The sequence below is a fragment of the Shimia sp. W99 genome (assembly GCF_053851455.3).
Genome location: NZ_JBSQBU020000001.1, coordinates 750,091 through 774,629, shown reverse-complemented (window position 1 = coordinate 774,629; position 24,539 = coordinate 750,091). Strand labels below are relative to the sequence as shown.

Genomic DNA, 24,539 nt, shown 5'->3' with positions numbered 1-24,539 from the left:
GATTTTGCACCGCTTGCGCGGTCAACCGCCATATCTTGTGGTCTGCCCAAGGCCTGCGACCTTTGCGCCACGCTTATGTGGCAGTTTTACATCAACTTGCGGCGTCGTGTCACGTGAATATCCAGATCAGTGATTTTTTTACGCAGCGTATTCCGGTTAATGCCCAGAAGATCTGCGCATTTCGCCTGATTGCCGCCCGTCGCATCCAGGGCAATCTCGATCAGCGGCAATTCGATCTCACGCAGGATTCGCGCATAAAGCCCCGCCGGCGGCAGCATGTTGCCATGCAGATCAAAATACCGCCGCAAATGCCGCGCCACCGCCGCCGAAAGCTTTTCCGTGTCCTCGCCACCCAAGAGCGGCCCGACCTGCGGCTGGGTGCCCATAACGGCCTCGGCTTCGGTCTGCGTGATCTCTTCTGCCCGCGCGGTCAGCACAAGCCGACGCACAGCGTTTTCCAACTGGCGCACATTGCCCGGCCAGCTATAGGCGCGAAACATCTCCATCGCTTCCTTGGAAAAGCTACGCATCGGCGCGCCATCGCGTTCGGCACGCGCCAGGAAATGCTCAACCAGTAACGGGATGTCATCGACTCTCTCGCGCAGACTGGGCACATGGATCGTCGCTCCGTTCAGTCGGTAGTATAGATCCTGGCGCACAGTGCCCTTTTCCATCGCCTCGCCAAGGTTGCTCTGGCTTGTCGCCATGAAACGCGGGTTTTGTTCGCCCGGATTGTCGATCATGCGCACGATCCGCGCCTGAATCTCGTCGTCAATATCGCCGATCTCGTCAAACAGGATGGTGCCGCCCTTGGCCTTGGCCAACACCCGCACCGGCCCTTCAAGATCGGTCAGATCTGCCGCATTCACCACCACAAATGGCAATGTGCGACGATCCGAAAAGTCGTGAATTTCGCGTGCAATCAACGATTTACCTGTACCACTTTCCCCGGAGATCAGCACCGGAAGATCGGTGTTCATCACCCGCGCGACCAGCCGGTAGAGCGCCTGCATCGCCGCAGTCCGCCCTACCAGTGGCAGCTCGTCCGGGCGCTCGGTGTCGGTGCTCTGGGGGCTTGGTACCCGCCGCTTCTGCTCAAGCGCCTTGCCGGTGCGCTTCATAAGGTCCGGCAGGTCAAACGGCTTGGGCAGGTAATCATAGGCCTCGGCCTCGGCGGCCTGAATGGCCGTCATGATCGTGTTCTGCGCCGAAATCACGATCACCGGAAGACCCGGGCGGTCCTCGGCAATCTTGGGCAGCATCTCGAGCCCATTGCCGTCCGGCATCATCACGTCCGTGATCACCACGTCGCCCTTGCCCTCGCCCACCCAGCGCATCAGCGTCGTCAGCGAAGAGGTGGCATGCACCTTGCACCCGGCTCGGGTCAGCGCCTGGGTCAGCACGGTCCGGATTGTGCGGTCATCATCGGCGACAAGAACGGTACCATCCATCAGAGGCTCTCCTCGTATTTCTTCAGTGTTTCATTTCCCGCTCGTGGCAGAGACAGGCGGAACACGGTCCGCCCAGGCACACTGTCCACGGCAATCATCCCGCCATGGTCCGAGATGATCTTGCTGACCAGCGCGAGCCCCAGCCCGGTGCCGTTTTCCCGGCCAGAGACAAACGGATCGAACACGTCGCCCTGTATGTCGGCAGGAAGCCCCGGTCCGTCATCAATCACCTCGACCTGCAGGGGCAAGGGCTGGCCTGTGCCATCGGCCCGACGTAGCCGGAACGAGTGTTCGTAATAGGTATGAAGCCGAATTGTGCCATTTCCTTCAGAGGCTTCCGAGGCATTCTTCAGCAGGTTCAGAAGCACCTGCAAAAGCTGATCTGCATCCCCTTCGGCATATGGCAACGACGGGTCGTAATCCTCGATGATCTTCATATGCGCCCCAAATCCCAGCTGCGCCGACCGGCGCGCACGATCAAGGACATCGTGAAGGTTCACGGGTTTTCTCTGTGGCAGTGACAGATTACCGAACTGCTCGACCTGTTCCAACAGCTTCACGATCCGCCGGCTCTCCTCGACTATCAGGTCAGTGAGCTCAAGGTCTTCCGGAGACAGGTTCATCGACAAGAGCTGTGCCGCCCCGGTGATCCCGGCAAGCGGGTTCTTGATCTCATGCGCCAGCATTTCCGCCATCCCGATCGCCGATTGCGCCGAGGATTTGACGCCGTGACTGCGCGTCATGCGCCCGGCAAGTTCGCGTGAGGAAATCAGGAACAGCATATGCCCCGGAACATCCGCCAGCGGGGCGATCTGCAGATTGCACTGCACCGGGGGACCGTCCCCGGTGCCGACATCGGCATCGTTCACGAAAAGCGGGGTGCCATGCTCTCGCGCGCGGCGGAATGCTTCTTCGAGCGGCGCGTCGATCATCACCTTGTCCCAGATCGGCTGCCCCCGCATCGCCTTGGCCGATGCATTGAGAAATGTCTCGGCAGCCGGGTTGATCTCGGTGATGGTGTCGTAGGCATCCACCATCAGCGCCGGAACCGGCAAAGAGTTCCAGATCGGGTTTTCAGCGCTCATGCCGCCTCTTCTTCTTGTTGTTCGGGATCAAAGGCGCGTGGCAACAGCCGCAACACCTCGGCCGGGGCCCGTTCGGTCAGGATTTTCCGGCGCAATCTGGCATTGGTGCACGCATCATCCATGTACCAACCCAGATGCTTGCGCGCGACGCGCCCACCAAGCTCATCTCCATAAAACGCAAGCATCTCGCAATAGTGATCGCTCACCATCTCCACCAGCGCGTCCCCCTGCGGTATCTCGGGCGTCTGAGCGCCGAATAGGTCAGCCGCGATCCGGGCCAGCAGCCATGGCCGCCCCTGCGCGCCCCGCCCCACCATGACCCCGTCGGCCCCTGATTGAGTCATCGCCTGACGCGCGGCGGAGGTCGACACGATGTCGCCATTGGCAATGACCGGCACCGACACGACATCCTTGACCGCCGCAATCGCTTCCCAATCCGCCTGCCCCTTATAGAACTGACACCGTGTGCGCCCGTGGATCGTGATCATCTGCACACCCGCGTTTTCCGCCCGCCGCGCCAGCTCCGGCGCGTTCAACATCGCATCATCCCATCCCAGCCGCGTCTTTAGCGTCACCGGTATGTCGACCGCGTCCACCACGGCCTCGATCAGGGTCAGCGCGTGATCCAGATCCTTCATCAGGGCCGATCCGCTTGCCCCGGCCCCGCTGGCGCTGGTCACTTTCTTGGCCGGGCAGCCCATGTTGATGTCAATGAGCGCGGCCCCGTTGGCTTCGACCTGTCGTGCAGCCTCGGCCATCCAATGCGCCTCGCGCCCCGCCAGTTGCACCGCGGTATTGGCCCGGCCATAACCCAGCTCCGCCCGCTCGCGCACACCGGGCTTGGCCTGCACCATCTCCTGGCTGGCCACCATCTCACTGACCACCAGCCCGGCACCAAACCGGGACACCAGATCCCTGAACGGCCGATCCGTGATCCCGGCGAGGGGCGCCAGGAAAACCGGGGGCGAAAATGACAGATGTGCGACTTGAACGGTCAAATGCCTAATCCTTGTGCATTGATTTCGTGCTACCCGACTCACTTAACAAGAACAATGTTTCCGCTGAGTGATTTGTAGGGGATTTACGCATTTGCCTATTTTTTGGGCAAGCGCAAGGGGTCGATTGCCACTCTGACTTGCAGGTTCTAGACATGGCCCATGACAAACAGTGATTTCAAAACCGCCGCCGTGATCGTCGCCGCGGGGCGCGGCACCCGCGCCGGGGGCGGCTTGCCAAAGCAATGGCGCCCATTGGCCGGACGCCGCGTGGCGGACTGGACCCTGACGCGCTTTAAGGCCCATCCCGGCATCGACCATATCGTGCTGGTCATTCATCCTGACGACCACGCTTTTGCCGACGGACTGGAGATCGAGGTTGTGCATGGCGGCGCCACGCGCGACGCTTCGGTTCAGGCTGGGCTCGAAGCCCTCCAGGGGCATGGCTTCAACCATGTGCTGATCCACGATGTCGCCCGCGCGGGGATCTCCGATCAAACCATCACCGCCGTACTGGACGCGCTCCGGAAAGGCGCGGTCGGCGCCGCTCCGGCCCTGCCGGTCACCGACGCGCTCTGGCGTGGTTCCGATGGCAAAGTGTCCGGCACCCAAAGCCGCGAAAACCTGTACCGCGCCCAAACCCCTCAGGGGTTTGCCTATGATGCAATTCTTGCTGCGCACCGGGCTCATCCGGGCGGCGCGGCAGATGATGTCGAGGTCGCACGCGCCGCTGGTCTTGACGTTGCCATCGTGGCGGGCGACGAGGGCAATCTGAAAATCACCACGCCGGAGGATTTCGCCCGGCTTGACGCGCATCTGAGAGGCAGAATGGATATTCGATTGGGCAACGGCTTTGACGTGCACGCCTTTGAAGACGGAGATCACGTCACGCTTTGCGGCGTGGACATCCCGCATGACAAGGCGCTCAAGGGGCACAGCGACGCGGATGTCGGCATGCATGCGGTGACCGACGCCATCTACGGCGCGCTGGCGCAGGGTGATATCGGTCGCCACTTCCCCCCCTCCGAAGCCGAATGGAAGGGCGCAGACAGCGCCATTTTCCTGCGCCACGCGGTCAATCTGGCCAAAGAGATGGGCTTTGCCATCTCCAATATCGACTGCACCCTGATCTGCGAACGCCCCAAGGTCGGCCCTCACGCCGCTGCCATGACCGCCCGCATGTCCGAGATCATGGGCCTTGATGCTGACCGCATTTCCATCAAGGCGACCACATCTGAAAAATTGGGCTTCACGGGCCGCGAAGAAGGGATTGCGGCGCTGGCCACCGCAACATTGGTGAAATCATGAGCAGACAGGTTGCAACCTTTTTCGGCGTCGGCCTTCTCCCCTGGGCACCGGGCACTTGGGGCTCGCTGGCGGCCCTGATCCTTGGCTGGGGCATCGAGCGCTACCTCGGCTTCTGGCCATTGGTCGTGGCCACGATCATGTCGCTTGTCGCAGGGTTCTGGGCCTGTCGCACCGAGCTGCGGGACAAACCGGGGGATGATCCCTCGGAAATCGTGATCGACGAAGTCGCAGGCATGTGGATCGCCATGCTGTTCCCCGCCGCAGGTTTTTACATGCGCGACATGTCCATGGTCTGGCCCGGTCCGATCGCAGCCTTCCTGCTTTTCCGCCTGTTCGACATAAAGAAACCCTGGCTTGTGGGCCGCGCGGATCAGCGCCACGACGCTGACGGCGTCATGCTGGACGATATCTGGGCCGGGGTATTTGCGGGCGTTGCGACCTTGGTCGCGGCGGCGCTCTACCATATCTTCCTGATCTGATGACACAAGCCGACAACATCCTCGATGCGGCCCGCAAAAAGGGTCTGCGCATCGCCACCGCAGAAAGCTGCACCGGGGGCATGGTCGCGGTTGCCCTGACCGATGTGCCCGGCTCTTCGGACGTGTTCGAACGCGGGTTCGTGACCTACACCAACACCGCCAAGACAGAGATGCTGGGCGTGCGCGAGTCCACCCTTGCCGCTGTCGGCGCGGTCTCCGAAGACGTGGCACGTGAAATGGCGCTTGGCGCGCTGGTCAACAGCAACGCGGATGTCGCCGTATCCATCACGGGTATCGCCGGACCCGGAGGTTCCGAATTCAAACCCGAGGGCCGCGTCTGCTTTGGGCTGGCGACGCGCGAGGGTTGCACGACCGAAACCATCGAATTCGGCGCACCGGGGCGCAACAAGGTGCGAGAAGCGGCACGGAATCACGCTCTCTCTCTTCTTCTCGATGCAATTTGCGCAAAGTGATGCCATTTCGGGCGCGCCCCCGCATATAGCGCCCAATTTTTAGACAGCTTACAAAATGCCCATGATTAAGGCGCCCTCCCGGCGCCTTGCCTCTTTGTTTTGCGCTGCTGATCCGCTTTTTGGCCCCAAAACTCCCGATACTCACGGAAAGGAAGGGAAATGAACGGAGCGGATACCGCATGGATCATCGTGGCGACAGCCCTGGTCCTGTTCATGACATTGCCGGGCCTGGCGCTGTTTTACGGCGGGCTTGTGCGGGCACGCAACGTGCTCAGCGTTTTCATGCAAACTTATGCCATCGCCTGCCTGATGAGCGTGCTCTGGCTCGCCTTTGGCTACACGATCGCTTTTGGTGACGGCGGCTCGGGTCTCTGGGGCGGCCTTGGCAAGATGTTCCTCGGCGGCGTCACTGCCGACAGCCTCTCGGGCACCCTGCCCGAAGTCCTGTTCTTTGCCTTCCAGATGACCTTTGCCATCATCACCCCGGCGCTAATCGTTGGTGCCTATGTCGAACGCATCGGCTTTGGCTTCGTGCTGCTGTTCTCCGGCCTCTGGATGCTGCTCTGCTATGCCCCCGTGGTCCACTGGATCTGGGGCGGTGGCATGCTGGCCGATGGCGGCATCTTTGGCGAAACCGGCGTGCGTGATTTTGCCGGCGGTATCGTCGTGCATGAGACCGCAGGTCTCGCAGCCCTGATCATCGCCGTCTTCCTTGGCCCACGCAAGAACCGCACAACCCCGCCGCATGCGCCTTGGATGGTCATGATCGGCGCGGCGATGCTCTGGGTTGGCTGGTTCGGCTTCAACGGCGGCTCGCAGCTTGCCGCCGACGGTGGCGCCGCCATGGCCCTGACCGTGACCCATATCTCGGCGGCAACCGCCTCGCTGACATGGGCGCTCTGGGAACGCATCAAGTATGGTAAAGCCTCGATGGTGGGCCTTGTGACCGGCACCATTGCGGGTCTGGCCTCAATCACCCCTGCCTCGGGCTTTGTCGGCCCGGTCGAAGCACTGATCATCGGTGCCGTCGCAGGCATCCTCTGTCAGGAGGCCGTGAACTTCGTGCGCAACAAGCTCAAGATCGACGACACGCTGGACGTTTTCGCCGTGCACGGTGTCGGTGGTATCTTCGGCACGATCATGATCGCGGTTTTCGGTCAGGGCACGTGGTTGGCCCAGCTTGGCGGCCTTGCTGTGGTGGGTGTGTTCACCGCTGTTGTGACCGTTGTCCTGATTAAAGTCTGCTCTGCTATCACTCCGCTGCGCGTCGATGCCGAAACCGAAGTCAACGGGCTCGACCTCTCGGCCCACGGCGAACGCGCTTACGACATCGTGTCGTAAGCGCCTCTAGACCTTCAACCAAAAAGCGGCCCCTATGGGGCCGCTTTTTTTCATTTCCAGATCAATATCTTGCGCCGATCACTTCAGCGCTGCGCCGATCGCTCCCGGAGCCGCCGCCTCTTCGATCAATGCCAACAGATTTCCGGCCCTCTCGGCGCCAATCAACGCCGCTGCCTTGGCCTGTAACCGCTCTGCACGCGCAGCCAGCGCCACAGGCGCATCCAGATCATGAAACCCGTCATGGGTGGTGCCATCCTTCTGCGTGATCCGGACCCGCGCCTGCATCTCGCTCAGGGTCTCATCCGCCGTGACCGACACTTTCTCACGCAGCGCCACAACCTCCCGCTCTGCACAAAGCGCATCCGAATAGCTGTCCAATGCGGCCGTATCATGCCCAAGCAAGGCCATGGCCGTCACCATGCGATAGGAAAACTTGGCGCCCAGCCCGGTTTCGGGATCTGGCTGGTTGCACACCGTCATCCAACGCGGATGCGTCGTTATCTCTACCGCCGCCACATCCGAAGCCGCCGGGCGGTTCATCGCCGCCAGCGCCTCAAGCGTGGCGTGCAGACCGTGACAGCAGGCATGGAACTTGTGACTGATCCGATCAAACACCCAGTCCTGCCCCAGCCCATCAAGCGCCCGCGCATTGGCCTCGCCAGCATGGGTCGCCCCAAAGCCCTGCGCCACCTCAAGTCCGCCGGAATTGGGCACAAAGCCCCGCGCCACCAACTGCGCCGCTTCAACGCCATTCGCCGCCGCGATCCCGGCATTGTACGGCTTACCCATGGTCCCGAACTGAAATTTCAGCCCTGACGCGCGTGTTGCAACCAGTCCCAAGGCCGCTGCAATCCCGTCCTCACCCAGCCCCAAAAGCCGCGCACTCGCCGCCGCCGCGCCAAAGGCGCCCGCCGTGCCCGTCTGGTGAAACCCGCTCTGGTAATGATCCCGCCCCAGCCAGACTCCCACGCGAATGCTCACCTCAATACCGATCAGCGCGGCCAACTGCACGTCGTCTCCTGACGCCCCAACGGCCTCTCCCACGGCCAAAGCTGCCGGAATCACCGCAACGCTGGGATGGCCGATATGCGCAAAATGCGTATCGTCGTAGTCCAATGCATGGCTGGTGGCCCCATTGACCAGGGCCGCCGCCCGCGCTGGCACCCGGCCCCCGCCAAAAAGATGCGCCTGAGCCGCACCGGCTTCGTCCATCGCCATGGCCCGCGTTATCCGCGAGACCGGCTCTGACACCCCGGAAATCCCCACCGCCGCCCAGTCGAGCATCGACAGCCGCAGCATCTGCAACGTATCACCCGGCACGGCATCCGCGCTCGTTCCCGCCACGAACGCGGCCAGTTTCTCGGTAATCATGTCGTCCTCCCGGACAGTTTCAGCCGTGCAGCGCCTTCGCGCGTGCCTCGAACGCCGCCACGATGCGATGCATCGCTTCATTGAACACCAACCCGATTGCCTTTTGCAAAATCAGGTTACGGAACTCGAAATCCACAAAGAACGCCACCTCGCAGCCGCCATCCACATCTTTGAAATCCCATGTGGATTTCATGTATTTGAACGGCCCGTCGAGGTATTCCGTGTCGATATGCTTGATCTCGGGATACAGCACCACGCGGCTCCCGAACCGTTCGCGGAACACCTTGAACGAGATCACGAGGTCCGCCAGCATCACTTCGCTGGCCCCTTCCGGCGTGCGCGAGCGGATGCGCGCCGCCGCACACCATGGCAGGAATTTCGGATAAGACGCCACATCCGCGACGAGATCATACATCTGCTGCGCCGTGTAGGGCAGCGTGCGGGTTTCTGAGTGGGTCGGCATGTCGCCCCCTGACGTTCGGGTTTTCGCGTGACACTGGGCGCCCATTTCGTATTCTGCGGCGGGAAAATCAAGGGGGTCTCATGCCAGAGCGTCCATATGTCATCGATCAAATGATCTCGGCCAAGTCCATCGCCGCCCGGATCGAAGAGCTTTGCGACGAGATTTCGCGCGAATACGAAGGCACCGACAAGCTTGTCGTGGTCGGGCTTTTGCGCGGGTCCTTCGTGTTCATCGCCGACCTCGTGCGCGAACTGGACCTGCCGGTCGAGGTCGATTTCCTTGAAGCGTCCTCGTATGGAAACTCCATGGAGAGTTCGAGAGAAGTCCGTATTCTCAAGGATTTGCGCGGCGAAATTGAAGGCCGTGACGTGCTGGTTGTCGAAGACATCGTGGACACGGGCCACACGCTGACCCATGTCATGCACCTCTTGGAATCGCGCAATCCGCGAAAACTCAAGACCATTGCGTTGCTCGACAAACCCTCGCGTCGCGAGGCCGATATCGCCGCCGATTGGATCGGGTTCTCGATCCCGGACGAATTTGTCGTCGGCTACGGTATCGACTTTGCCCAACGCAACCGCAACCTGCCCTTTATCGGCAAGGTGCGGTTCACCGAGTGAACATCCGCCATTTCTTGCGCATGGCCCGCTGGGCCCGCAACCCGCCCTCCGAGCGGCGGGTCAAACTGGTGTTCGCGATCATTGCCATCTGCCTTGTGGTTTTTGCTTTCGAAAGGGTCTTTGGCTGGCCCGACTGGATGACTCTCGGCAACACGCCAAAGGGGCGCATGACCCGATGAAGCCCCTTCTCACGCGATTGTGAAAGCGCGCAGAATCCCGGCGCACGGCATGGGCTTCCTGCGTCATCCCCGTCAATTCGCAATGCGCCCGGCATCGCTGGAGAACAGCAAGGATCACATCAGCGCCACCATTTAAGCACTTATTTTTAAACAATTAATACAACAAGCAACATTGCGGGGAACTCGCACCTACCGGCCACCAACGCGTGCCGCACACCCGAACCTCCCTTGCATGCATCCATCCCCCCAAAGTGGCAATATATGACCTTTTACCTCTGTGCGTTTTTTGAGGCTCAATCTACAAAAGTGATAGATAGGTTTTTGCATCAACCCGGATAGACTTTTTTTCAATCAATTTGCCACAGGAGGTTCCCATGAAACGCAGACTGAAAACTCTTGCCACCGCGACCACTCTAGCCCTGCTCGCAGGCGCCGCTTTTGCAGACGGCCATGTCAACGCCGCGATCAAGGCCCGCCAGTCCCAGATGCAGCTCTATGCCTTCAATATCGGCCAGCTTGGCGCCATGGCCAAAGGCGAAATGGACTATGACGCTGCCGTTGCATCGGCTGCGGCCAACAATCTCGTCACGCTGACCAAGATGGATCAGTCCGCCATGTGGCCCGGGGGGTCCGACAGCATGTCCGTCGACGGCACCCGTGCCAAACCCGACATGTGGGACAACTTCCCGGACGTGATGGCCAAGGGCAAGGCCATGGGCGACGCCGCCATGGCCATGCAAGCGGCCGCTGGTGGTGGGCTCGATAGCCTGCGCGGCGCCATGGGCGCGCTTGGCGGGTCCTGCAGCGGGTGCCACAAACCCTATCGTGAACCGGAAAGCTGATCCGCACACACATGAATGACCGCACCGATGGCCTCGGCCATCGGTGCTTTTTGCCTTTAGGAGCCCCCCATGCGCCGCCTTATCGTTCGCCTGTTTCTGCTTGGCCTTCTCGGTTTCGCGGCATTCTGGTTCCTGACCCGCCCTGAAACCCTTCCCTCTGGCGCGCTTGACGGACTGACCGCAAATGCAACGCGCGGTGAAACCGTGTTCCACGCCGCAGGCTGCGCGTCCTGTCACACGGCCCCCAATGCCGAAACCGAAGGAGCGCCAGTGCTCTCTGGTGGTCAGAGCTTCCCTTCGCCCTTTGGCACATTCATCGCGCCCAATATTTCGCCCGACGCAACCCACGGCATCGGCAACTGGAGCGCGCTGGACCTCGCCAACGCGATGAAACACGGCACCTCCCCCAAAGGCGCGCATTATTACCCGGCCTTCCCCTACAGCTCTTACAGCCGCGCGACTTTGCAGGACATCACCGATCTGCACGCCTTCATAATGACCCTGCCCGCCGATGCGACGCCAAGCCAACCGCATGACATCGGCTTTCCGTTCAACATCCGCCTCTCACTTGGGGGCTGGAAGTTCCTGTTCCTGAACGATGACTGGATCGCGCAAGCCGCCACGCCAGAACTCGAACGCGGGCGCTACCTTGTCGAAGCGCTCGGTCATTGCGGTGAATGCCACACGCCCCGCGGCCCGTTGGGCAATGTCGATCTCGACCAATGGCTGGCAGGCGCACCCGACCCTTCGGGCAAGGGCAAGATCCCAGGAATCACCCCGGCACAGCTCGACTGGCCCGCACAGGATCTGGTCTACTACTTTGAAACAGGCTTTACCCCCGACTACGACAGTGCGGGGGGACATATGGCCCATGTCATTGAAAACCTGTCGAAACTCGACGCCAGCGACCGCGAAGCGATTGCCGCCTATCTCAAAGCGCTGCCCGCGGGCCAATAGACCTCGGCAGAAGTTCTCAGCCCTTGGCCAACTGCGCCTCACGCGCGGCGCGCAAACGCGCGAAATCATCCCCCGCGTGATAGGATGACCGGGTAAGCGGCGTTGCCGACACCATCAGGAATCCCTTGCCATAGGCGGCCTTTTCATAGCCTTCGAACTCTTCCGGGGTCACAAACCGATCCACCCCGTGGTGTTTCGGAGTCGGCTGCAGATACTGCCCAATGGTTAGGAAGTCGATATCGGCGGCGCGCATGTCATCCATGACCTGATGCACGGCCTGCTTGTCTTCGCCCAGTCCCACCATGATACCAGACTTGGTAAAGATCGACGGGTCCATCTCCTTGACCCGCTGCAACAGGCGCAGCGAATGGAAATAGCGGGCACCGGGGCGAACCTGTGGGTACAGCCCCGGCACGGTTTCAAGGTTGTGGTTGAACACATCCGGCTTGGCCGCAACAACAACCTCAAGAACCTCGGGCGCACATTTCAGGAAATCCGGCGTCAGGATCTCGATCGTGGTCGTGGGCGCACGATGCCGCACTGCGCGAATGGTCTGGGCAAAATGCTCTGCCCCGCCATCTTCAAGGTCATCCCGGTCGACCGAGGTGATCACCACATGGTTCAGCCCCAGCTTGGCCACCGCATCCGCCACGCGACCCGGCTCGAAAGCGTCCAGAGCGTTGGGCTTGCCCGTGGCGATGTTGCAGAAGGTACAACCGCGCGTACAAATCTCGCCCATGATCATCATGGTCGCGTGCCCCGCGCTCCAGCATTCGCCCGCATTCGGACATCCCGCCTCCTCACAAACCGTGACCAGCTTGTTGTCACGCATGATTTTCTTGGTGGCGTTATAACCTTCCCCAGTGGGCGCCTTGACGCGAATCCACTTGGGTTTGCGCGGCTGGGCATTGTCCGGACGATGGGCTTTTTCCGGGTGGCGCTGTTCGGGCAGTTTCAAGTCACGCAATGGTCTTTACCTCGGGGCAACATGGATTCCTGAGTGCATACCATAGCGCACGGTTCCCGCTAGTACCAGAATCGCAACCCAGCCATGTGTCTCGCACAATTCCCGGTCGCTTCGCAGCTGCAAAAAGATACTTAGCAAATGCAGCATTGCGCCCTAGTTTAGAATTGTTATAAGTCGCGCCGGACCAATCAAATCAAAGAGGAATCACCCGATGCAAGTTGGCGTAAAAGTCCCCAATGTCGTTTTCAAAACCCGCGTGCGTGACGAAGCCGTTGGCGGCCCGAACCCGTTCCGGTGGCATGATGTGACCAGCGATGATTACTTCAAGGGCAAGCGCGTGATCCTGTTCTCTCTGCCGGGTGCCTTCACCCCGACCTGCTCAACCTACCAGCTTCCGGGCTTTGAGGACAATTTTGCCAAGTTCCAGGAACTGGGCATCGAGGACATCTACTGCATGTCCGTCAACGACAGCTTCGTGATGAACAAATGGGCCGAAGCGCAGGGCGTCAAGAACGTCAAAGTGATCCCCGATGGCTCCGGCGAATTCACCCGCAAAGTCGGCATGCTGGTGCGCAAAGACAACCTCGGCTTTGGCCTGCGCTCGTGGCGTTATGCCGCCATTATCAACGATGGCAAGGTCGAAGCATGGTTCGAAGAGCCCGGCCTCGAAGACAACCACGGCGCTGACCCCTACGGCGAAAGCTCGCCCGAGAACCTGCTCAAGTATCTCGAAGCAGCCAACGTGGAAACCGCCGCGTAAACCGCTTCGGCTTCAAAAAGAAACGGCCCGCATGTCCTGCGGGCCGTTTCTTTGTTTCAACCGATGTAATCCCCGGCGCCCCCAGCCTGCCCGCGATAATGTTCGCGCAGCCGCATCAGCGCAATCCGCAGCACGATCTTGCCCGAACGCGCCGACCAACCCAGCCGCTTTTCCGCGGTTTCCAACCCTTCCAGGAAACAGCAACAGCGCAGCGCCACATCCGACAGCCCCTCGCCAAGGTCTTCCAGAGCCTTCGCCACGCGCTCGCGCGCGCCATCGGGGCCGGATCCGACGCCGCTGTCGGGCCGATACCCGCCGCGCTCGCCCCCGGTCAGGAACCGCTCCCAGTTCTGCCCGACACGTGGCCCCATCTGCGCCAGCTCGAAATCCTCGCGCAGCCGTTCGCCCGCCGCCACGAGATCGGTGCTCAGGAACGGTTTGCCATCCTTGTCCTTGCGCCGCGCCAGCGATGTGAGCGGGCTCTCGGCCATGTTGAACCGCATCTGCCGCGTGCGTCCCTTCTCGCGCACGGTCTTCTCGCCCCACGCGCGATGCTGCTCGGCAAACGGGCTTTGTGCCTCGGCAAAGCCCTGCGCGGCATTTTCCGCCTCGGCCAGCATGCGCTGCAGCGCCGCCTTCCCTGCTGCCGTGATCGTGTATTGCGCGATGCGCCCCTGCGCCGAACAGCTGATCCAGTCCTTCAGGACCATGGCCTGTGCCACGTCCCTGTCCACCACGGCCGTCCGCGCCGAGCCTCCGTCGCCCCGGTCGCGCACAACCACCGCCTTGTCCATGTCTCGCGCCACGGCCAGCACCGCACCCGTTTCGCAAAGGCGGCTCAGGACACGCCGCCCTTCCTGCATCACCGTGTCTTCGCTTGGGACCGCCTGCTGTGCCTTCGGTTTTGCCGGACTGTCCCGTTCCGACGCGCGACGGAACCGGTCCAGGGCCGCATCGATCAGCGGATCATCCCGCTTGGATTCCAGCTTGCGGATCTGGCGCAGGATGGTGGATGCATGGCATCCGTCACGCCGCGCCAGTTCCCGGATCGACAGCCCGTCCTCGGTATGCGCCACGTACCGCGCAACACTCTCAGGTACCCAGGCAGGCAAATCTTCATTGCGGCTTTCCATACGCATCCCACCGTTCTCCTTCTGCTCCGTACGGGTCAGGACAAGTGCCCTAGTTACCCACAAGGTTTTCCCTCGAATTTTCCACAACTTAGAATTGAATTCTTACCTAGCTGTTAACATTCGAGCCGTGAGATCAGTATTGTTTCCAAAACGTGAACGCTCCCGAAAGACCGCGTACGCTGTTCTGCACTACAGGCAACACCCGCTATGGTTGTGCATCCTAGGGTCAATCCAAGACAGGAGTGATTCCATGAAAGACATCCTCGCCATGCTCAACAGTCTGAACCGCCCCCGCCTGCTGATCCGCGCGGCCCGCGCGGGCGCAAACGAATACCGGCGCGAACAGCACCTCAAGCGGCATCTGGGCTATGGTCCTCTACCGCGCAGCGGCGCGGCCCTGATGCGTCTGATGGAACTGGAAGACGACCTGAACCGGCAGCGCCGAGCAAGCGACGCCGCCTATTCATTGGTCAAACATGTCGACATTCTCATCGCCATGATGGGCGAAGCCCGCGTCTTGCGGGCCTCGCAGGGCACCTGCTAGGCCGGTTGGATCAGATGAAGCTGTCCGGCATCGAGGCCTTCTTCTCGGCGACATAGGCGTTGAGCGCCTCTTCCACGCCTAGGTCCATGGCGGGTTTCTGATAGCCCGCCAACAGTTTCTCGACCCGCAGCGACGCCAGCGCCTGCGTATCGCGCGCGCCCTCGTCTTCCCAGGTCTCGAACGGTTTATAGTCAAGCAGTTCAGAGCGCCAGAACGCCTCTTTGAAGTTCGCCTGCGTGTGCGCACAGCCAAGGTAATGCCCCCCCGGCCCCACTTCGCGGATCGCGTCCAGCGCCTGCGCGTTCACGTCATGGCTCACGCCGCGCGCCATCTGGTGCAATACGCCAAGCTGATCCGCGTCCATCACGAATTTCTCAAAACTCGACACCAGCCCGCCTTCCAGCCAGCCACAGGAATGCAGCATGAAGTTCACGCCGCCCAGCAGCGCCGCGTTGTGCGTGTGTGCGGTTTCATAGGCTGCCTGCGCATCCGGCAGCTTGGAGCCGCACAAGCCCCCGCCCGAACGGAACGGCAAACCAAGACGACGCGCCAGCTGCCCTGCCCCATAAAGGATCTGGCTCGCTTCCGGCGTGCCAAAGGTCGGCGCCCCCGAGTTCATGTCGATCGAGGTCACAAAGGCCCCAAAGATCACCGGCGCACCGGGGCGGATCAACTGCGAATAGGCGATCCCCGCCAGCACCTCAGCCAAGACCTGCGTCAGCGTACCTGCCACCGACACCGGCGCCATGGCACCACCCACGATAAAGGGCGACACGATACAGGCCTGGTTGTTGGCCGCGTAAACCTCAAGCGCCCCCATCATGACGTCATCAAAGGTCATGGGCGAGTTGATGTTGATAAGCGAGGTCATCACCGTGTTTTCCTGCACGAACTCCTTGCCGAACAGGATTTCACACATCTCGACGCTGTCCTGCGCGCGGCTGGGTTCAGTGACCGAGCCCATGAACGGCTTGTCCGACAGGGTCATGTGCGCCAGCAACATGTCCAGGTGACGCTTGTTCACCGCCACGTCGGTCGGCTCACAAACCGTACCACCCGAATGGTGCAACCACTTGGACATGTAGCCCAGCTTCACGAATTTCTGGAAATCATCCATCGTCGCATAGCGCCGACCACCATCCACATCCCGGACGAAGGGCGGGCCATAAACCGGGGCGCAAACTAGCGTGTTGCCACCGATCTCGACGGTCCGCTCGGGGTTGCGCGCGTGCTGCGTGATCCGCGACGGCGCCGTCTTGCAAAGCTCCCGCGCAAGGCCGCGCGGAATGCGCACACGTTCGCCCTCGACATCGGCACCCGCATTGCGCCAGCGCTCCAGCGCCCCGGGATTGTTGACGAAATTCACGCCAACCTCTTCAAGAATCAATTCCGCATTGGCCTCGATGATCTCGAGCGCTTCCTCGTTGAGGATCTCGAACAGCGGAATGTTGCGTTCGATGTATTTTGCGGTCTCGATCTTGAGCGTGGTGCGTTCGGCCCGACGTGCGGCCCCTCCACCCGAGCGGCTCCGCCGACGTGTCGTTGCTTCTGCCATGTCAATTCCTCGCGCCTGAAGCGTTATCCTGCTCCTGATCTAGCCTGCAATTCACCCGCGTCACGGCAAATTAGCGGCCATTGGAACAAGAATGCGACATCGCCCCGCAAATTTCCGCCCATTCCCCTTCCTTTTGCCGGAAATATCCTCGGGGGGAGCGCCTGCATTGCAGGCCGGGGGGCAGACAGCCCCCCTTCCCCTTGTCACAGCGCGCAAACACGCTTGCGCAAACCCTGCGCAGGCGCTAATCCGCGCTCATGTCTGACACATCTCACGCCCGCCTCCTGATCATCGACTTCGGCAGCCAGGTTACGCAGCTCATTGCGCGCCGCCTGCGTGAACTGAACGTCTATTGCGAAATTCACCCCTACCAGAGCGTCACCATGGACATGGTCCGCGAAATGGCGCCAAAGGCGATCATTTTCTCGGGCGGTCCCGACAGCGTCACCCGCGAGGGCAGCCCGCGCGCCCCGCAGGAAATCTTCGACTATGGCGTGCCGATCCTCGGCATCTGCTATGGTCAGCAGGTCATGATGACCCAACTGGGCGGCAAGGTCGAAAGCGGCCACGGCACCGCCGAGTTCGGCCGCGCCTATGTCGAACCCAGGGGCAAGCTCGACCTGCTGGATGGCTGGTTCGAAGGGGGCCGTGAACAGGTCTGGATGAGCCATGGCGACCACGTCAGCGCCATCGCGCCCGGTTTCGAGGTCTTCGGCACCTCTCCCGGCGCACCCTTCGCCATCACCGCCGACACCGCGCGCCACTTCTACGCCGTCCAATTCCACCCCGAGGTGCACCACACCCCGAACGGTGCCAAGCTTTACGAGAACTTCGTGAAACTCGCCGGGTTCACCGGTGATTGGACCATGGGTGCCTACCGCGACGAGATGATCGCCAAGATCCGCGAACAGGTTGGCGACAAGAAGGTGATCTGTGGCCTCTCGGGCGGCGTCGACTCTTCTGTCGCCGCGATCCTGATCCACGAAGCCATCGGCGATCAGCTCACCTGCGTCTTTGTCGATCACGGCCTGTTGCGCAAGAATGAAGCCGAAGAAGTCGTCGGCATGTTCCGCGACAACTACAACATTCAGCTGATCCACGCCGACGAGAGCGACCTTTTCCTTGGCGAACTGGAAGGTCAGTCCGACCCCGAAACCAAGCGCAAGATCATCGGCAAGCTGTTCATCGACGTGTTCCAGAAACACGCCGACACGATCGAAGGTGCAGAATTCCTCGCACAAGGCACGCTCTACCCGGACGTGATTGAATCGGTTTCCTTCTCCGGCGGCCCGTCGGTGACGATCAAATCGCACCACAATGTCGGCGGCCTGCCCGAAAAGATGGGCCTCAAACTGGTCGAACCCCTGCGCGAACTCTTCAAAGATGAAGTCCGTGCGCTGGGTCGTGAACTCGGCCTGCCGCAAAGCTTCATCGGTCGTCACCCCTTCCCGGGACCGGGCCTTGCCATTCGCTGCCCCGGTGAAATCACCACCGAAAAACTCGACATCCTGCGCGAGGCTGACGCGGTCTATATCGACCAGATCCGCAAGCACGGACTTTATGACGAGATCTGGCAGGCCTTCGTCGCCATCCTGCCGGTGCGCACCGTGGGCGTGATGGGTGACGGGCGCACCTATGACTATGCCTGCGCCCTGCGCGCCGTGACGTCCGTGGACGGCATGACCGCAGACTACTACCCCTTCACCCACGAGTTCCTTGGCGAAACCGCCACGCGGATCATCAACGAGGTCAAGGGCATCAACCGCGTGACCTATGACGTGACCTCGAAGCCTCCGGGCACGATCGAGTGGGAGTGATCCCCGATCACGGCAACACGTCGGAAAACGCCGCTCCCATCGGGGCGGCGTTTGTCTTTTGCGCCCTCCCCGCGGCGGTTGCACATGTGCAGAAAGCACTGGCATTCCGGCATCCGCTCGGCCAAACAGGGGCCTGCACACAAGAGGTCCATCATGCGTACCGCCCCGTTGACAGTCATTGCAATGATCTGCGCCACGACAGGCCACGCCCTGCCACCGCTGGCCTGCGAAGACGCCGCAGGGCTTTCGTTCATGACCGTTTCCGGCCATCGCCTGCATATCCGAAACATCTCCGGCGAAACTGTCTCCGTCCCGCTCACACCAGGGCAACCCCATGACCGGTTTCCCATGGTCTGGACAACGCACCTGAACGGGTCCCCGGCGCACCTGATCTTTGACGAAACACATTGCGACATTCCCTCGGGCCGATTTCCGCTCCGCTACTACCTGTTGACCGATCATCCAAACGAACCGTTACGCTTCGGCTGCTGCGGCGTTGCGGAATAGGACAGGGCAATGAGCGACACTTTCAAGGCCGCACTCTGGATGAGCGGCGCGATCCTTTCCTTTACCTCGATGGCCATTGCCGGTCGCGCCGTCAGCTTCGAACTCGATACGTTCGAAATCATGATGTACCGAAGCTTTGTCGGCGTCGCCATCGTGCTCTGCGTCGCGATACTCACGGGCACCCTGTCCGAGGTCAACCGTCGCGATCTCGGCCTGCATTTCATTCGCAATATCAGCCACTTCACCGGGCAGAACCTTTGGTTCTACTCGATTACGGTGATCCCCCTGGCACAGGTCTTCGCGCTCGAATTCACCTCGCCGCTCTGGGCCATCATGCTCGCGCCACTAATCCTTGGCGAACGCATCACGCCTGTCGGGGCGCTCTCTGCCGTGGTCGGGTTCATCGGTATTCTCGTCGTGGCACGACCGACACCCGAAACCTTCGAAATCGGTCAGCTCACCGCCGCGGTTGCAGCCATCGGCTTTGCGCTGTCGGCGCTTTTCACCCGCAAGCTGACACGCACGCAGACCATTACCTGCATCCTTTTTTACCTCACCGTCATGCAGGCCGTCTTTGGTCTGATCTGTGCCGGGTATGACGGGGACATCACCCTGCCCTCGCTCGCCTCTATGCCGTGGCTGGTGCTGATTGGCTGCGCCGGGTTGCTGGCGCATTTCTGCCTCACCACCGCGCTCAGGCTCGCTCCGGCCACCGTGGTCATGCCCATCGACTTCATCCGCCTGCCTCTGATCGCGATTGTCGGCATGCTGCTTTACCAGGAACCGGTCGACCTTTTCGTGGTCATCGGCGCGCTTCTGATCTTTGGCGGCAACTACCTCAACATCTGGTCACAAACCCGGCGCTGACAAAACCGCATGATCCGGGTCGCGACAGCCTTTTGGCACGCATAGTGTCGCGCCATGACCACGATTACGCAAAAATCCCTCTCCGCATCAGCCTGGGCCGAACTCTTGCTGCTCGGCCTGATCTGGGGCGGCGTGTTCCTCGCCAACCGCCTTGCCCTGAATGAGATTGGCGTTCTCACCCTTGTGGCCCATCGCGTGGTCTGGGCGGCCTTGGTGCTTTGGGCTGTGGTGTTGATACGCCGCCTGCCCGTGCCACGTGATCCACGCATCTGGGGCGCGTTTCTGGTCATGGGTCTACTCAACAACATCCTGCCCTTTGCGCTGCTGAACTGGGCGCAGCTTTCCATCGAAAGCGGTCTGGCGTCTATCTTCAACGCGACGACCGCCATCTTTGGAGTCGTGGTCGCCGCGGTCTTCTTTGCTGATGAGCGCCTCAGCGCCCGCAAGGCGCTTGGCGTGGGGCTTGGCTTTCTCGGCGTCGCCACAGCCATCGGCCTCTCCAACCTGACCCGTCTTGATCCGCGCAACCTTGCCCAACTGGCCGCCGTCGCCGCCACGCTGTCGTATGCCTTTGCCGGCGCATGGGCGCGCGCCACGCTTAAGGGGCTGTCTCCGCAGGTCGCTGCCGCCGGGATGCTCACCGCCTCAAGTGTGATGATCCTGCCCATGGCATGGAGCGTCGAAGGCCCGTTTGACCTGAGCCTGATGCCCGTCACATGGGGCGCCATTGGCTTTGCTTCGCTGATCGCCACTGCAGGCGCCTACCTGCTCTACTACCGCCTGCTTGCCGTCGCAGGGTCGGGTAATCTTTTGCTCGTCACCTTGCTGATCCCACCCTTTGCCATCTGCCTTGGCTGGCTGGTTCTGGGGGAAACCCTCGCGCCCCGCGCCCTGATTGGCTTTGCGCTCCTCGCCCTCGGGCTCGCCGTGATCGACGGGCGGGTTCTTCGCATCTTCTCTGCCAAACCGGCCTAGTCGGATTCCATCGGCAGCGACCGGTCATTGGCCCATTCGCTCATCGAATTGTCATAAACGGCCACATCCTCGCACCCCAACTGGTGCAACAGGAACGCATCCAGCGTCGCAAAAATCCCGCCGCCGCAATAGGTGATCTGACGCGCTGCGCCACTTGCCCCGGACGCCTCGAACGCCGCCGCGATCTCGCTATATGGTTTCAGGATTTGGCTCTCCGCTTCCACCACGGACGCCGCTGGTACGTTCACGCTCCCCGGAATGCGCCCCGCCCGCCCATAGCGGTCATTCTCACCGGAATGCAGGTCCGGGCTGAGCGCGTTGACCACACAGGTCTGCGCCGCATCTGTCCCTGCCAGCACCTCTTCCTTCCCGACAAAAATTTCGGGCCGTGGCCTGGGCGTGATCATTCCAGCAGCATAGCGATTTTCGCCCTTTTCCACCGGGCGCCCCTCGGCCTGCCATTTGGCGAACCCACCGTTCAGGATCGCCGCGTTGTCAAAACCGATCCACCGCAACATCCACCAGAACCGTGTCGCCCAAGGCAATGTCGTTCGGCTGAAAAGCACGACCCGCGTGCCATCTGAAACCCCATGCATCTCAAAGGCACGCACGGCCTCCTCGATGCTCGGCAAGCTCATGGCAAACGGTGCGTCCGGATTCGAAAACGCTCCCTGCAGATCAAGATATCCTGCTCCGGGAATATGGCCATCCACATAGGTCGGATGCCCGCTCACCACGTCATAAGGCCGCCCTTCCTCGGGGGTGAATTCAAGATAGGTGGTACAGTCAAACACCCTCAACCCGGGGTCCGAGAGATGCGCGGCGAGCCAGTCGGTTTCGACAACCGCCTCGGGGAACCGGAAACAGTGATGGGTCATGGGCGTCCCTCCTCTTACCAACACCTTACCGTTTTGCACCCGTTTTCACCAAACAGAGGTCAATACCGACGCAATACCGACGTTATACCGACGTAAAACCGAAGCCCGGATTCGCAGGTTCAGGGATTGCCGTTGACCCCTTGGGCGCGGGCGGCTACCACCTGCGGAGAGATCGTAAAGGAACGGGTTGATGATCTATCCAACCGCACAAACCTGGCAAGACGCCGCGCGCCGAAAAGTTGTGCTTTTCGGCATGTCCGGCCTTGGAAAAACACATGTTTCCAATATCTTGCGAGACAGCGGTGAATGGTTCCACTACTCGATCGACTACCGGATCGGCACCCGCTACATGGGAGAACACATCGCCGACAACGCCAAGCGCGAAGCGATGAAAGTCCCGTTTCTGCGGGAACTCCTGATGTCGGACTCGATCTATATCGGTTCCAACATTACTTTCAATAACTTAGCCCCCCTTTCCACCTATCTCGGCAAACCTGGGAACCCCGATCTGGGCGGTGTTCCCTTTGACGAATACATGCGCCGTCAGGATCAGCACCGCGTCGCCGAAACCGCCGCCCTGCTCGACACCGCCCACTTCATCGACCGCGCTCAATCGCTTTATGGATATGACCATTTTGTCTGTGATACGGGCGGATCCATCTGCGAAGTTGTCGACCCGAGTGATCCACAAGACCCTGTTCTCAAAGCACTTTCCGAGAATGCATTGATGGTCTGGATCAAGGGGTCCGAGGCCCACACAGAAGAGCTGATCCGCCGCTTCGACCGCGCGCCCAAGCCGATGTATTACCAGCCCGACTTTCTTCTCGCGCGCTGGAAGGAATACCTTTCGGAGACCGGAAAATCCGAAGCGCAGGTCGACCCGAACGCCTTTGTCCGCTGGACCTATGCCAAGGCGCTGGCTCATCGTCAGCCCCGCTATGCCGCCATGGCGCGCTGGGGCGTGACCGTCACCGCAGAAGAGGTGGCACAAGTCGCAAGCGCGGCCGATTTCAACGCACTGATCGCCCAGACCCTTGAGAAACAAGGCAAAACTTCCTAACTACTTGTGTCACAACGCTTATCAAGAAAGACCCTGACATGCCTATCAAGCTTCCTTCGGACCTCCCTGCCTTTGACGTGCTTTCGCGCGAAGGCGTGATGGTCATGTCCGAGGACCAGGCCGCCCGTCAGGACATTCGCCCCTTGCGCATCGGCCTTTTGAATCTGATGCCCAAGAAGATTCAGACCGAGAACCAGTTCGCACGCCTGATCGGCGCAACCGCGCTGCAGATTGAGTTTTCCTTAATCCGTATGAGCGAACATCAGACCAAGAACACCGCGGCTGAACATATGGCCGAGTTTTACCGCCCCTTCTCCGAGGTGAAGGAAACGGGTGAGAAATTCGACGGCCTGATCATCACCGGTGCGCCCATCGAACATCTCCCGTTCGAAGACGTCACCTATTGGGACGAGCTGGTCGAGGTCTTTGAGTGGACCCAGACCCATGTGCATTCCACCTTTGGCGTCTGCTGGGGTGGCATGGCGATGATCAACCATTTCCATGGTGTGAAGAAACACATTCTGGACGCCAAGGCATTTGGCTGTTTCCGGCACCGCAACATGGACCCGGCGAGCCATTATTTGCGTGGGTTTTCAGATGATTGCGTCATTCCGGTAAGCCGATGGACCGAGATGAAACAGGCCGAGATCGACGCCGTTCCCGCCCTCAAGACCCTGCTCAGCAGCGATGAGGTCGGCCCCTGTCTGGTCGAGGACCCGGAGCATCGCGCGCTCTATATCTTCAATCATTTCGAGTATGACAGCGATACGCTCAAACAGGAGTATGACCGCGACATCGCCAATGGCACTCCGATCAACGTGCCCTGTAACTACTATCCCGAAGACGATCCGTCCCGCCCGCCACAGAACCGCTGGCGCAGCCACGCGCACCTTCTTTATGGCAACTGGATCACCGAGGTCTACGAAACCACGCATTACGACATGAATGACATTGGTCGTTAAGGCGCTCATATTATTTTCTTTTCTGCTGGTGGCCGCGACAGCCTGGACCCTGCACCGCGCCCGCCAGCACGAGGCCCGCTCCGAAGCCGCATTCCCACCCGAAGGCCAGATCATCGAGGTCGACGGGCACAGCGTGCATGCGGTTGTCATGGGGGACGGGCCCGACCTCGTTCTGATCCACGGAGCCTCGGGCAATGCCCGCGACTTCACACATACCGTCGCTCCTGCGCTCGCGCACCATTATCGGGTGATAGCATTTGATCGCCCGGGGCTTGGCTATTCCACACGCATCAACACGAGCGGCGCGACGATCCGTCAACAGGCCGATCTGTTGGCAAGGGCCGCCGCACAGCTTGGCGCCGACGCCCCGATCGTGGTCGGCCATTCTTACGGTGGCGCCGTCGCCCTTGCCTGGGCGACCTACCACCCCGAGCGCCTTTCCGCCCTTGTAACATTGGCTGGACCGGCTCTGCCATGGACCACGCCGCTGAGTCCCTACTATCGCGTTCTGTCGCACCCAATCCTTGGCCCGTTGGCGTCTCCTCTGCTGACCGCCTATGTCCATGACGAGCGCGTTGTGCGCGAAGTATCCGAGATATTCGCCCCCCAGACCGCGCCCGATGGCTATATTGATCACATTGGGGCTGGTCTCACTCTCAGGCGTGTCTCCCTACGGGCGAATGCGTTGCAGCGAGCCAATCTTCTTGACGAGATCACCGAGATGGCCCCGCACTACCCGGACATTCGGGTGCCAACCGAAATCGTGCATGGCGACATCGACACGATTGTGGGGCTCGATATCCACGCCCGTCCCCTCGCCGCCATCATTTCGGGTGCAAAGCTGACTGTTCTGCCCGGCATTGGCCACATGCCGCAACATACCGCCCAGACCGAAGTGATCCAAGCCATCCACCGCGCCGCCGCCCGTGCTGGATTGCGCTAACGGCGCG

26 protein-coding genes are annotated in these 24,539 nt (G+C 61.0%); 17 read left to right on the top strand and 9 right to left on the bottom strand.

Going from position 1 to position 24,539, the window contains the following annotated elements:
* Positions 1–86: 86 nt before the first annotated feature.
* The 3 genes from ACS3QZ_RS03785 to dusB are packed head-to-tail and all read right to left on the bottom strand — an operon-like array spanning position 87 to position 3,534.
* A complete protein-coding gene (locus ACS3QZ_RS03785) occupies positions 87–1,451 on the bottom strand; it encodes a response regulator (RefSeq protein ID WP_456036640.1) in 1,365 nt (454 codons plus the stop codon).
* The gene (locus tag ACS3QZ_RS03780; protein ID WP_456036639.1) at positions 1,451–2,536 is read right to left on the bottom strand and encodes a two-component system sensor histidine kinase NtrB; all 1,086 of its coding nucleotides are present in this window, start codon (positions 2,534–2,536) and stop codon (positions 1,451–1,453) included. Before ACS3QZ_RS03780 ends, ACS3QZ_RS03785 begins: the two co-directional genes overlap by 1 nt.
* Positions 2,533–3,534: a tRNA dihydrouridine synthase DusB gene (gene dusB / locus ACS3QZ_RS03775; protein WP_456036638.1), complete on the bottom strand. Its 1,002-nt coding sequence runs from the start codon at positions 3,532–3,534 to the stop codon at positions 2,533–2,535. The genes ACS3QZ_RS03780 and dusB overlap by 4 nt, the downstream gene beginning before the upstream one ends.
* A 159-nt stretch (positions 3,535–3,693) precedes the next feature.
* Between dusB and ACS3QZ_RS03770 the strand changes: the two genes are divergently transcribed.
* The 4 genes from ACS3QZ_RS03770 (at position 3,694) to ACS3QZ_RS03755 (ending at position 7,132) form a co-directional block, all read left to right on the top strand.
* Positions 3,694–4,839, top strand: a complete 1,146-nt coding sequence (locus tag ACS3QZ_RS03770; RefSeq protein WP_456036637.1) for a bifunctional 2-C-methyl-D-erythritol 4-phosphate cytidylyltransferase/2-C-methyl-D-erythritol 2,4-cyclodiphosphate synthase — start codon at positions 3,694–3,696, stop codon at positions 4,837–4,839.
* Complete coding sequence (locus ACS3QZ_RS03765) at positions 4,836–5,318, top strand: phosphatidylglycerophosphatase A family protein (RefSeq protein ID WP_456036636.1); 483 nt, start codon at positions 4,836–4,838, stop codon at positions 5,316–5,318. The genes ACS3QZ_RS03770 and ACS3QZ_RS03765 overlap by 4 nt, the downstream gene beginning before the upstream one ends.
* Positions 5,318–5,791, top strand: coding sequence for a CinA family protein (locus ACS3QZ_RS03760; RefSeq protein WP_456036635.1), 474 nt, complete (start codon positions 5,318–5,320; stop codon positions 5,789–5,791). Before ACS3QZ_RS03765 ends, ACS3QZ_RS03760 begins: the two co-directional genes overlap by 1 nt.
* Positions 5,792–5,950: 159 nt before the next feature.
* The gene (locus ACS3QZ_RS03755) at positions 5,951–7,132 is read left to right on the top strand and encodes an ammonium transporter (protein ID WP_456036634.1); all 1,182 of its coding nucleotides are present in this window, start codon (positions 5,951–5,953) and stop codon (positions 7,130–7,132) included.
* Positions 7,133–7,210: 78 nt separating this feature from the next.
* Here ACS3QZ_RS03755 and ACS3QZ_RS03750 read toward each other — a convergent pair whose 3' ends face one another.
* Positions 7,211–8,503, bottom strand: a complete 1,293-nt coding sequence (locus tag ACS3QZ_RS03750; protein ID WP_456036633.1) for an MmgE/PrpD family protein — start codon at positions 8,501–8,503, stop codon at positions 7,211–7,213.
* A 19-nt stretch (positions 8,504–8,522) separates the two neighbouring features.
* Entirely contained in the window at positions 8,523–8,966 is a 444-nt protein-coding gene (locus ACS3QZ_RS03745; RefSeq protein WP_456036632.1) for a type II toxin-antitoxin system RatA family toxin, read from the bottom strand.
* Between the two features lie 80 nt (positions 8,967–9,046).
* Here ACS3QZ_RS03745 and hpt point away from each other — a divergent pair, with 80 nt between their 5' ends.
* From hpt to ACS3QZ_RS03725, 4 genes are all read left to right on the top strand, one after another.
* Entirely contained in the window at positions 9,047–9,586 is a 540-nt protein-coding gene (hpt, locus tag ACS3QZ_RS03740) for a hypoxanthine phosphoribosyltransferase (RefSeq protein ID WP_093094080.1), read from the top strand.
* Positions 9,583–9,765 carry a hypothetical protein gene (locus ACS3QZ_RS03735; protein WP_456036631.1) on the top strand — a complete coding sequence of 61 codons (183 nt, stop codon included), beginning with the start codon at positions 9,583–9,585 and terminating at the stop codon, positions 9,763–9,765. The genes hpt and ACS3QZ_RS03735 overlap by 4 nt, the downstream gene beginning before the upstream one ends.
* A gap of 374 nt (positions 9,766–10,139) precedes the next feature.
* Positions 10,140–10,607 (top strand): c-type cytochrome, encoded by a 468-nt coding sequence (locus ACS3QZ_RS03730; protein ID WP_456036630.1) that lies wholly within the window; start codon positions 10,140–10,142, stop codon positions 10,605–10,607.
* 69 nt (positions 10,608–10,676) lie between these two features.
* Positions 10,677–11,564, top strand: coding sequence for a c-type cytochrome (locus ACS3QZ_RS03725; protein ID WP_456036629.1), 888 nt, complete (start codon positions 10,677–10,679; stop codon positions 11,562–11,564).
* Between the two features lie 16 nt (positions 11,565–11,580).
* Here the strand turns inward: ACS3QZ_RS03725 and lipA are convergent, their stop codons facing one another.
* The gene (gene lipA, locus ACS3QZ_RS03720; protein ID WP_456036628.1) at positions 11,581–12,531 is read right to left on the bottom strand and encodes a lipoyl synthase; all 951 of its coding nucleotides are present in this window, start codon (positions 12,529–12,531) and stop codon (positions 11,581–11,583) included.
* 211 nt (positions 12,532–12,742) lie between these two features.
* Here lipA and ACS3QZ_RS03715 point away from each other — a divergent pair, with 211 nt between their 5' ends.
* Entirely contained in the window at positions 12,743–13,291 is a 549-nt protein-coding gene (locus tag ACS3QZ_RS03715) for a peroxiredoxin (protein WP_456036627.1), read from the top strand.
* Positions 13,292–13,347: 56 nt separating this feature from the next.
* Here ACS3QZ_RS03715 and ACS3QZ_RS03710 read toward each other — a convergent pair whose 3' ends face one another.
* A complete protein-coding gene (locus ACS3QZ_RS03710; RefSeq protein WP_456036626.1) occupies positions 13,348–14,430 on the bottom strand; it encodes a DUF6456 domain-containing protein in 1,083 nt (360 codons plus the stop codon).
* A gap of 244 nt (positions 14,431–14,674) precedes the next feature.
* On the opposite strand from ACS3QZ_RS03710, the gene ACS3QZ_RS03705 reads away from it, so the two are divergent.
* Positions 14,675–14,968: a DUF6477 family protein gene (locus ACS3QZ_RS03705; protein ID WP_456036625.1), complete on the top strand. Its 294-nt coding sequence runs from the start codon at positions 14,675–14,677 to the stop codon at positions 14,966–14,968.
* A gap of 10 nt (positions 14,969–14,978) precedes the next feature.
* On the opposite strand, the gene ACS3QZ_RS03700 is transcribed toward ACS3QZ_RS03705, so the two are convergent.
* Positions 14,979–16,523, bottom strand: a complete 1,545-nt coding sequence (locus tag ACS3QZ_RS03700; RefSeq protein WP_456036624.1) for a trimethylamine methyltransferase family protein — start codon at positions 16,521–16,523, stop codon at positions 14,979–14,981.
* A 257-nt stretch (positions 16,524–16,780) separates the two neighbouring features.
* Between ACS3QZ_RS03700 and guaA the strand changes: the two genes are divergently transcribed.
* The 4 genes from guaA to ACS3QZ_RS03680 all read left to right on the top strand — a co-directional run bounded on the left by guaA (position 16,781) and on the right by ACS3QZ_RS03680 (position 20,689).
* The gene (gene guaA / locus ACS3QZ_RS03695; protein WP_456036623.1) at positions 16,781–18,340 is read left to right on the top strand and encodes a glutamine-hydrolyzing GMP synthase; all 1,560 of its coding nucleotides are present in this window, start codon (positions 16,781–16,783) and stop codon (positions 18,338–18,340) included.
* Positions 18,341–18,493: 153 nt separating this feature from the next.
* Positions 18,494–18,847: a hypothetical protein gene (locus tag ACS3QZ_RS03690; RefSeq protein ID WP_456036622.1), complete on the top strand. Its 354-nt coding sequence runs from the start codon at positions 18,494–18,496 to the stop codon at positions 18,845–18,847.
* Between the two features lie 9 nt (positions 18,848–18,856).
* Positions 18,857–19,714, top strand: a complete 858-nt coding sequence (locus tag ACS3QZ_RS03685) for a DMT family transporter (RefSeq protein WP_456036621.1) — start codon at positions 18,857–18,859, stop codon at positions 19,712–19,714.
* Between the two features lie 54 nt (positions 19,715–19,768).
* Entirely contained in the window at positions 19,769–20,689 is a 921-nt protein-coding gene (locus tag ACS3QZ_RS03680) for a DMT family transporter (RefSeq protein WP_456036620.1), read from the top strand.
* On the opposite strand, the gene ACS3QZ_RS03675 is transcribed toward ACS3QZ_RS03680, so the two are convergent.
* Positions 20,686–21,567, bottom strand: coding sequence for a sulfurtransferase (locus ACS3QZ_RS03675; RefSeq protein ID WP_456036619.1), 882 nt, complete (start codon positions 21,565–21,567; stop codon positions 20,686–20,688). The two genes, ACS3QZ_RS03680 and ACS3QZ_RS03675, sit on opposite strands and share 4 nt — an antisense overlap.
* A 190-nt stretch (positions 21,568–21,757) precedes the next feature.
* Here ACS3QZ_RS03675 and ACS3QZ_RS03670 point away from each other — a divergent pair, with 190 nt between their 5' ends.
* Genes ACS3QZ_RS03670 through ACS3QZ_RS03660 form a run of 3 tightly spaced genes read left to right on the top strand, consistent with a single transcriptional unit; the run spans position 21,758 to position 24,532 of the window.
* A complete protein-coding gene (locus ACS3QZ_RS03670) occupies positions 21,758–22,627 on the top strand; it encodes an ATPase (protein ID WP_456036618.1) in 870 nt (289 codons plus the stop codon).
* 38 nt (positions 22,628–22,665) lie between these two features.
* Complete coding sequence (gene metA / locus ACS3QZ_RS03665) at positions 22,666–23,589, top strand: homoserine O-acetyltransferase MetA (RefSeq protein ID WP_456036617.1); 924 nt, start codon at positions 22,666–22,668, stop codon at positions 23,587–23,589.
* Entirely contained in the window at positions 23,573–24,532 is a 960-nt protein-coding gene (locus tag ACS3QZ_RS03660; RefSeq protein ID WP_456036616.1) for an alpha/beta fold hydrolase, read from the top strand. Before metA ends, ACS3QZ_RS03660 begins: the two co-directional genes overlap by 17 nt.
* Positions 24,533–24,539 lie beyond the last annotated feature (7 nt).

Bases quoted from the DNA above. Each gene is read 5' to 3' on its own strand.
- ACS3QZ_RS03785 (WP_456036640.1), bottom strand. From the start codon at position 1,451: ATGGATGGTACCGTTCTTGTCGCCGATGATGACCGCACAATCCGGACC.
- ACS3QZ_RS03780 (WP_456036639.1), bottom strand. From the start codon at position 2,536: ATGAGCGCTGAAAACCCGATCTGGAACTCTTTGCCGGTTCCGGCGCTG.
- ACS3QZ_RS03770 (WP_456036637.1), top strand. From the start codon at position 3,694: ATGACAAACAGTGATTTCAAAACCGCCGCCGTGATCGTCGCCGCGGGG.
- ACS3QZ_RS03765 (WP_456036636.1), top strand. From the start codon at position 4,836: ATGAGCAGACAGGTTGCAACCTTTTTCGGCGTCGGCCTTCTCCCCTGG.
- ACS3QZ_RS03760 (WP_456036635.1), top strand. From the start codon at position 5,318: ATGACACAAGCCGACAACATCCTCGATGCGGCCCGCAAAAAGGGTCTG.
- ACS3QZ_RS03755 (WP_456036634.1), top strand. From the start codon at position 5,951: ATGAACGGAGCGGATACCGCATGGATCATCGTGGCGACAGCCCTGGTC.
- ACS3QZ_RS03750 (WP_456036633.1), bottom strand. From the start codon at position 8,503: ATGATTACCGAGAAACTGGCCGCGTTCGTGGCGGGAACGAGCGCGGAT.
- ACS3QZ_RS03745 (WP_456036632.1), bottom strand. From the start codon at position 8,966: ATGCCGACCCACTCAGAAACCCGCACGCTGCCCTACACGGCGCAGCAG.
- hpt (WP_093094080.1), top strand. From the start codon at position 9,047: ATGCCAGAGCGTCCATATGTCATCGATCAAATGATCTCGGCCAAGTCC.
- ACS3QZ_RS03730 (WP_456036630.1), top strand. From the start codon at position 10,140: ATGAAACGCAGACTGAAAACTCTTGCCACCGCGACCACTCTAGCCCTG.
- ACS3QZ_RS03725 (WP_456036629.1), top strand. From the start codon at position 10,677: ATGCGCCGCCTTATCGTTCGCCTGTTTCTGCTTGGCCTTCTCGGTTTC.
- ACS3QZ_RS03715 (WP_456036627.1), top strand. From the start codon at position 12,743: ATGCAAGTTGGCGTAAAAGTCCCCAATGTCGTTTTCAAAACCCGCGTG.
- ACS3QZ_RS03710 (WP_456036626.1), bottom strand. From the start codon at position 14,430: ATGCGTATGGAAAGCCGCAATGAAGATTTGCCTGCCTGGGTACCTGAG.
- ACS3QZ_RS03705 (WP_456036625.1), top strand. From the start codon at position 14,675: ATGAAAGACATCCTCGCCATGCTCAACAGTCTGAACCGCCCCCGCCTG.
- ACS3QZ_RS03700 (WP_456036624.1), bottom strand. From the start codon at position 16,523: ATGGCAGAAGCAACGACACGTCGGCGGAGCCGCTCGGGTGGAGGGGCC.
- guaA (WP_456036623.1), top strand. From the start codon at position 16,781: ATGTCTGACACATCTCACGCCCGCCTCCTGATCATCGACTTCGGCAGC.
- ACS3QZ_RS03690 (WP_456036622.1), top strand. From the start codon at position 18,494: ATGCGTACCGCCCCGTTGACAGTCATTGCAATGATCTGCGCCACGACA.
- ACS3QZ_RS03685 (WP_456036621.1), top strand. From the start codon at position 18,857: ATGAGCGACACTTTCAAGGCCGCACTCTGGATGAGCGGCGCGATCCTT.
- ACS3QZ_RS03680 (WP_456036620.1), top strand. From the start codon at position 19,769: ATGACCACGATTACGCAAAAATCCCTCTCCGCATCAGCCTGGGCCGAA.
- ACS3QZ_RS03675 (WP_456036619.1), bottom strand. From the start codon at position 21,567: ATGACCCATCACTGTTTCCGGTTCCCCGAGGCGGTTGTCGAAACCGAC.
- ACS3QZ_RS03670 (WP_456036618.1), top strand. From the start codon at position 21,758: ATGATCTATCCAACCGCACAAACCTGGCAAGACGCCGCGCGCCGAAAA.
- metA (WP_456036617.1), top strand. From the start codon at position 22,666: ATGCCTATCAAGCTTCCTTCGGACCTCCCTGCCTTTGACGTGCTTTCG.
- ACS3QZ_RS03660 (WP_456036616.1), top strand. From the start codon at position 23,573: ATGACATTGGTCGTTAAGGCGCTCATATTATTTTCTTTTCTGCTGGTG.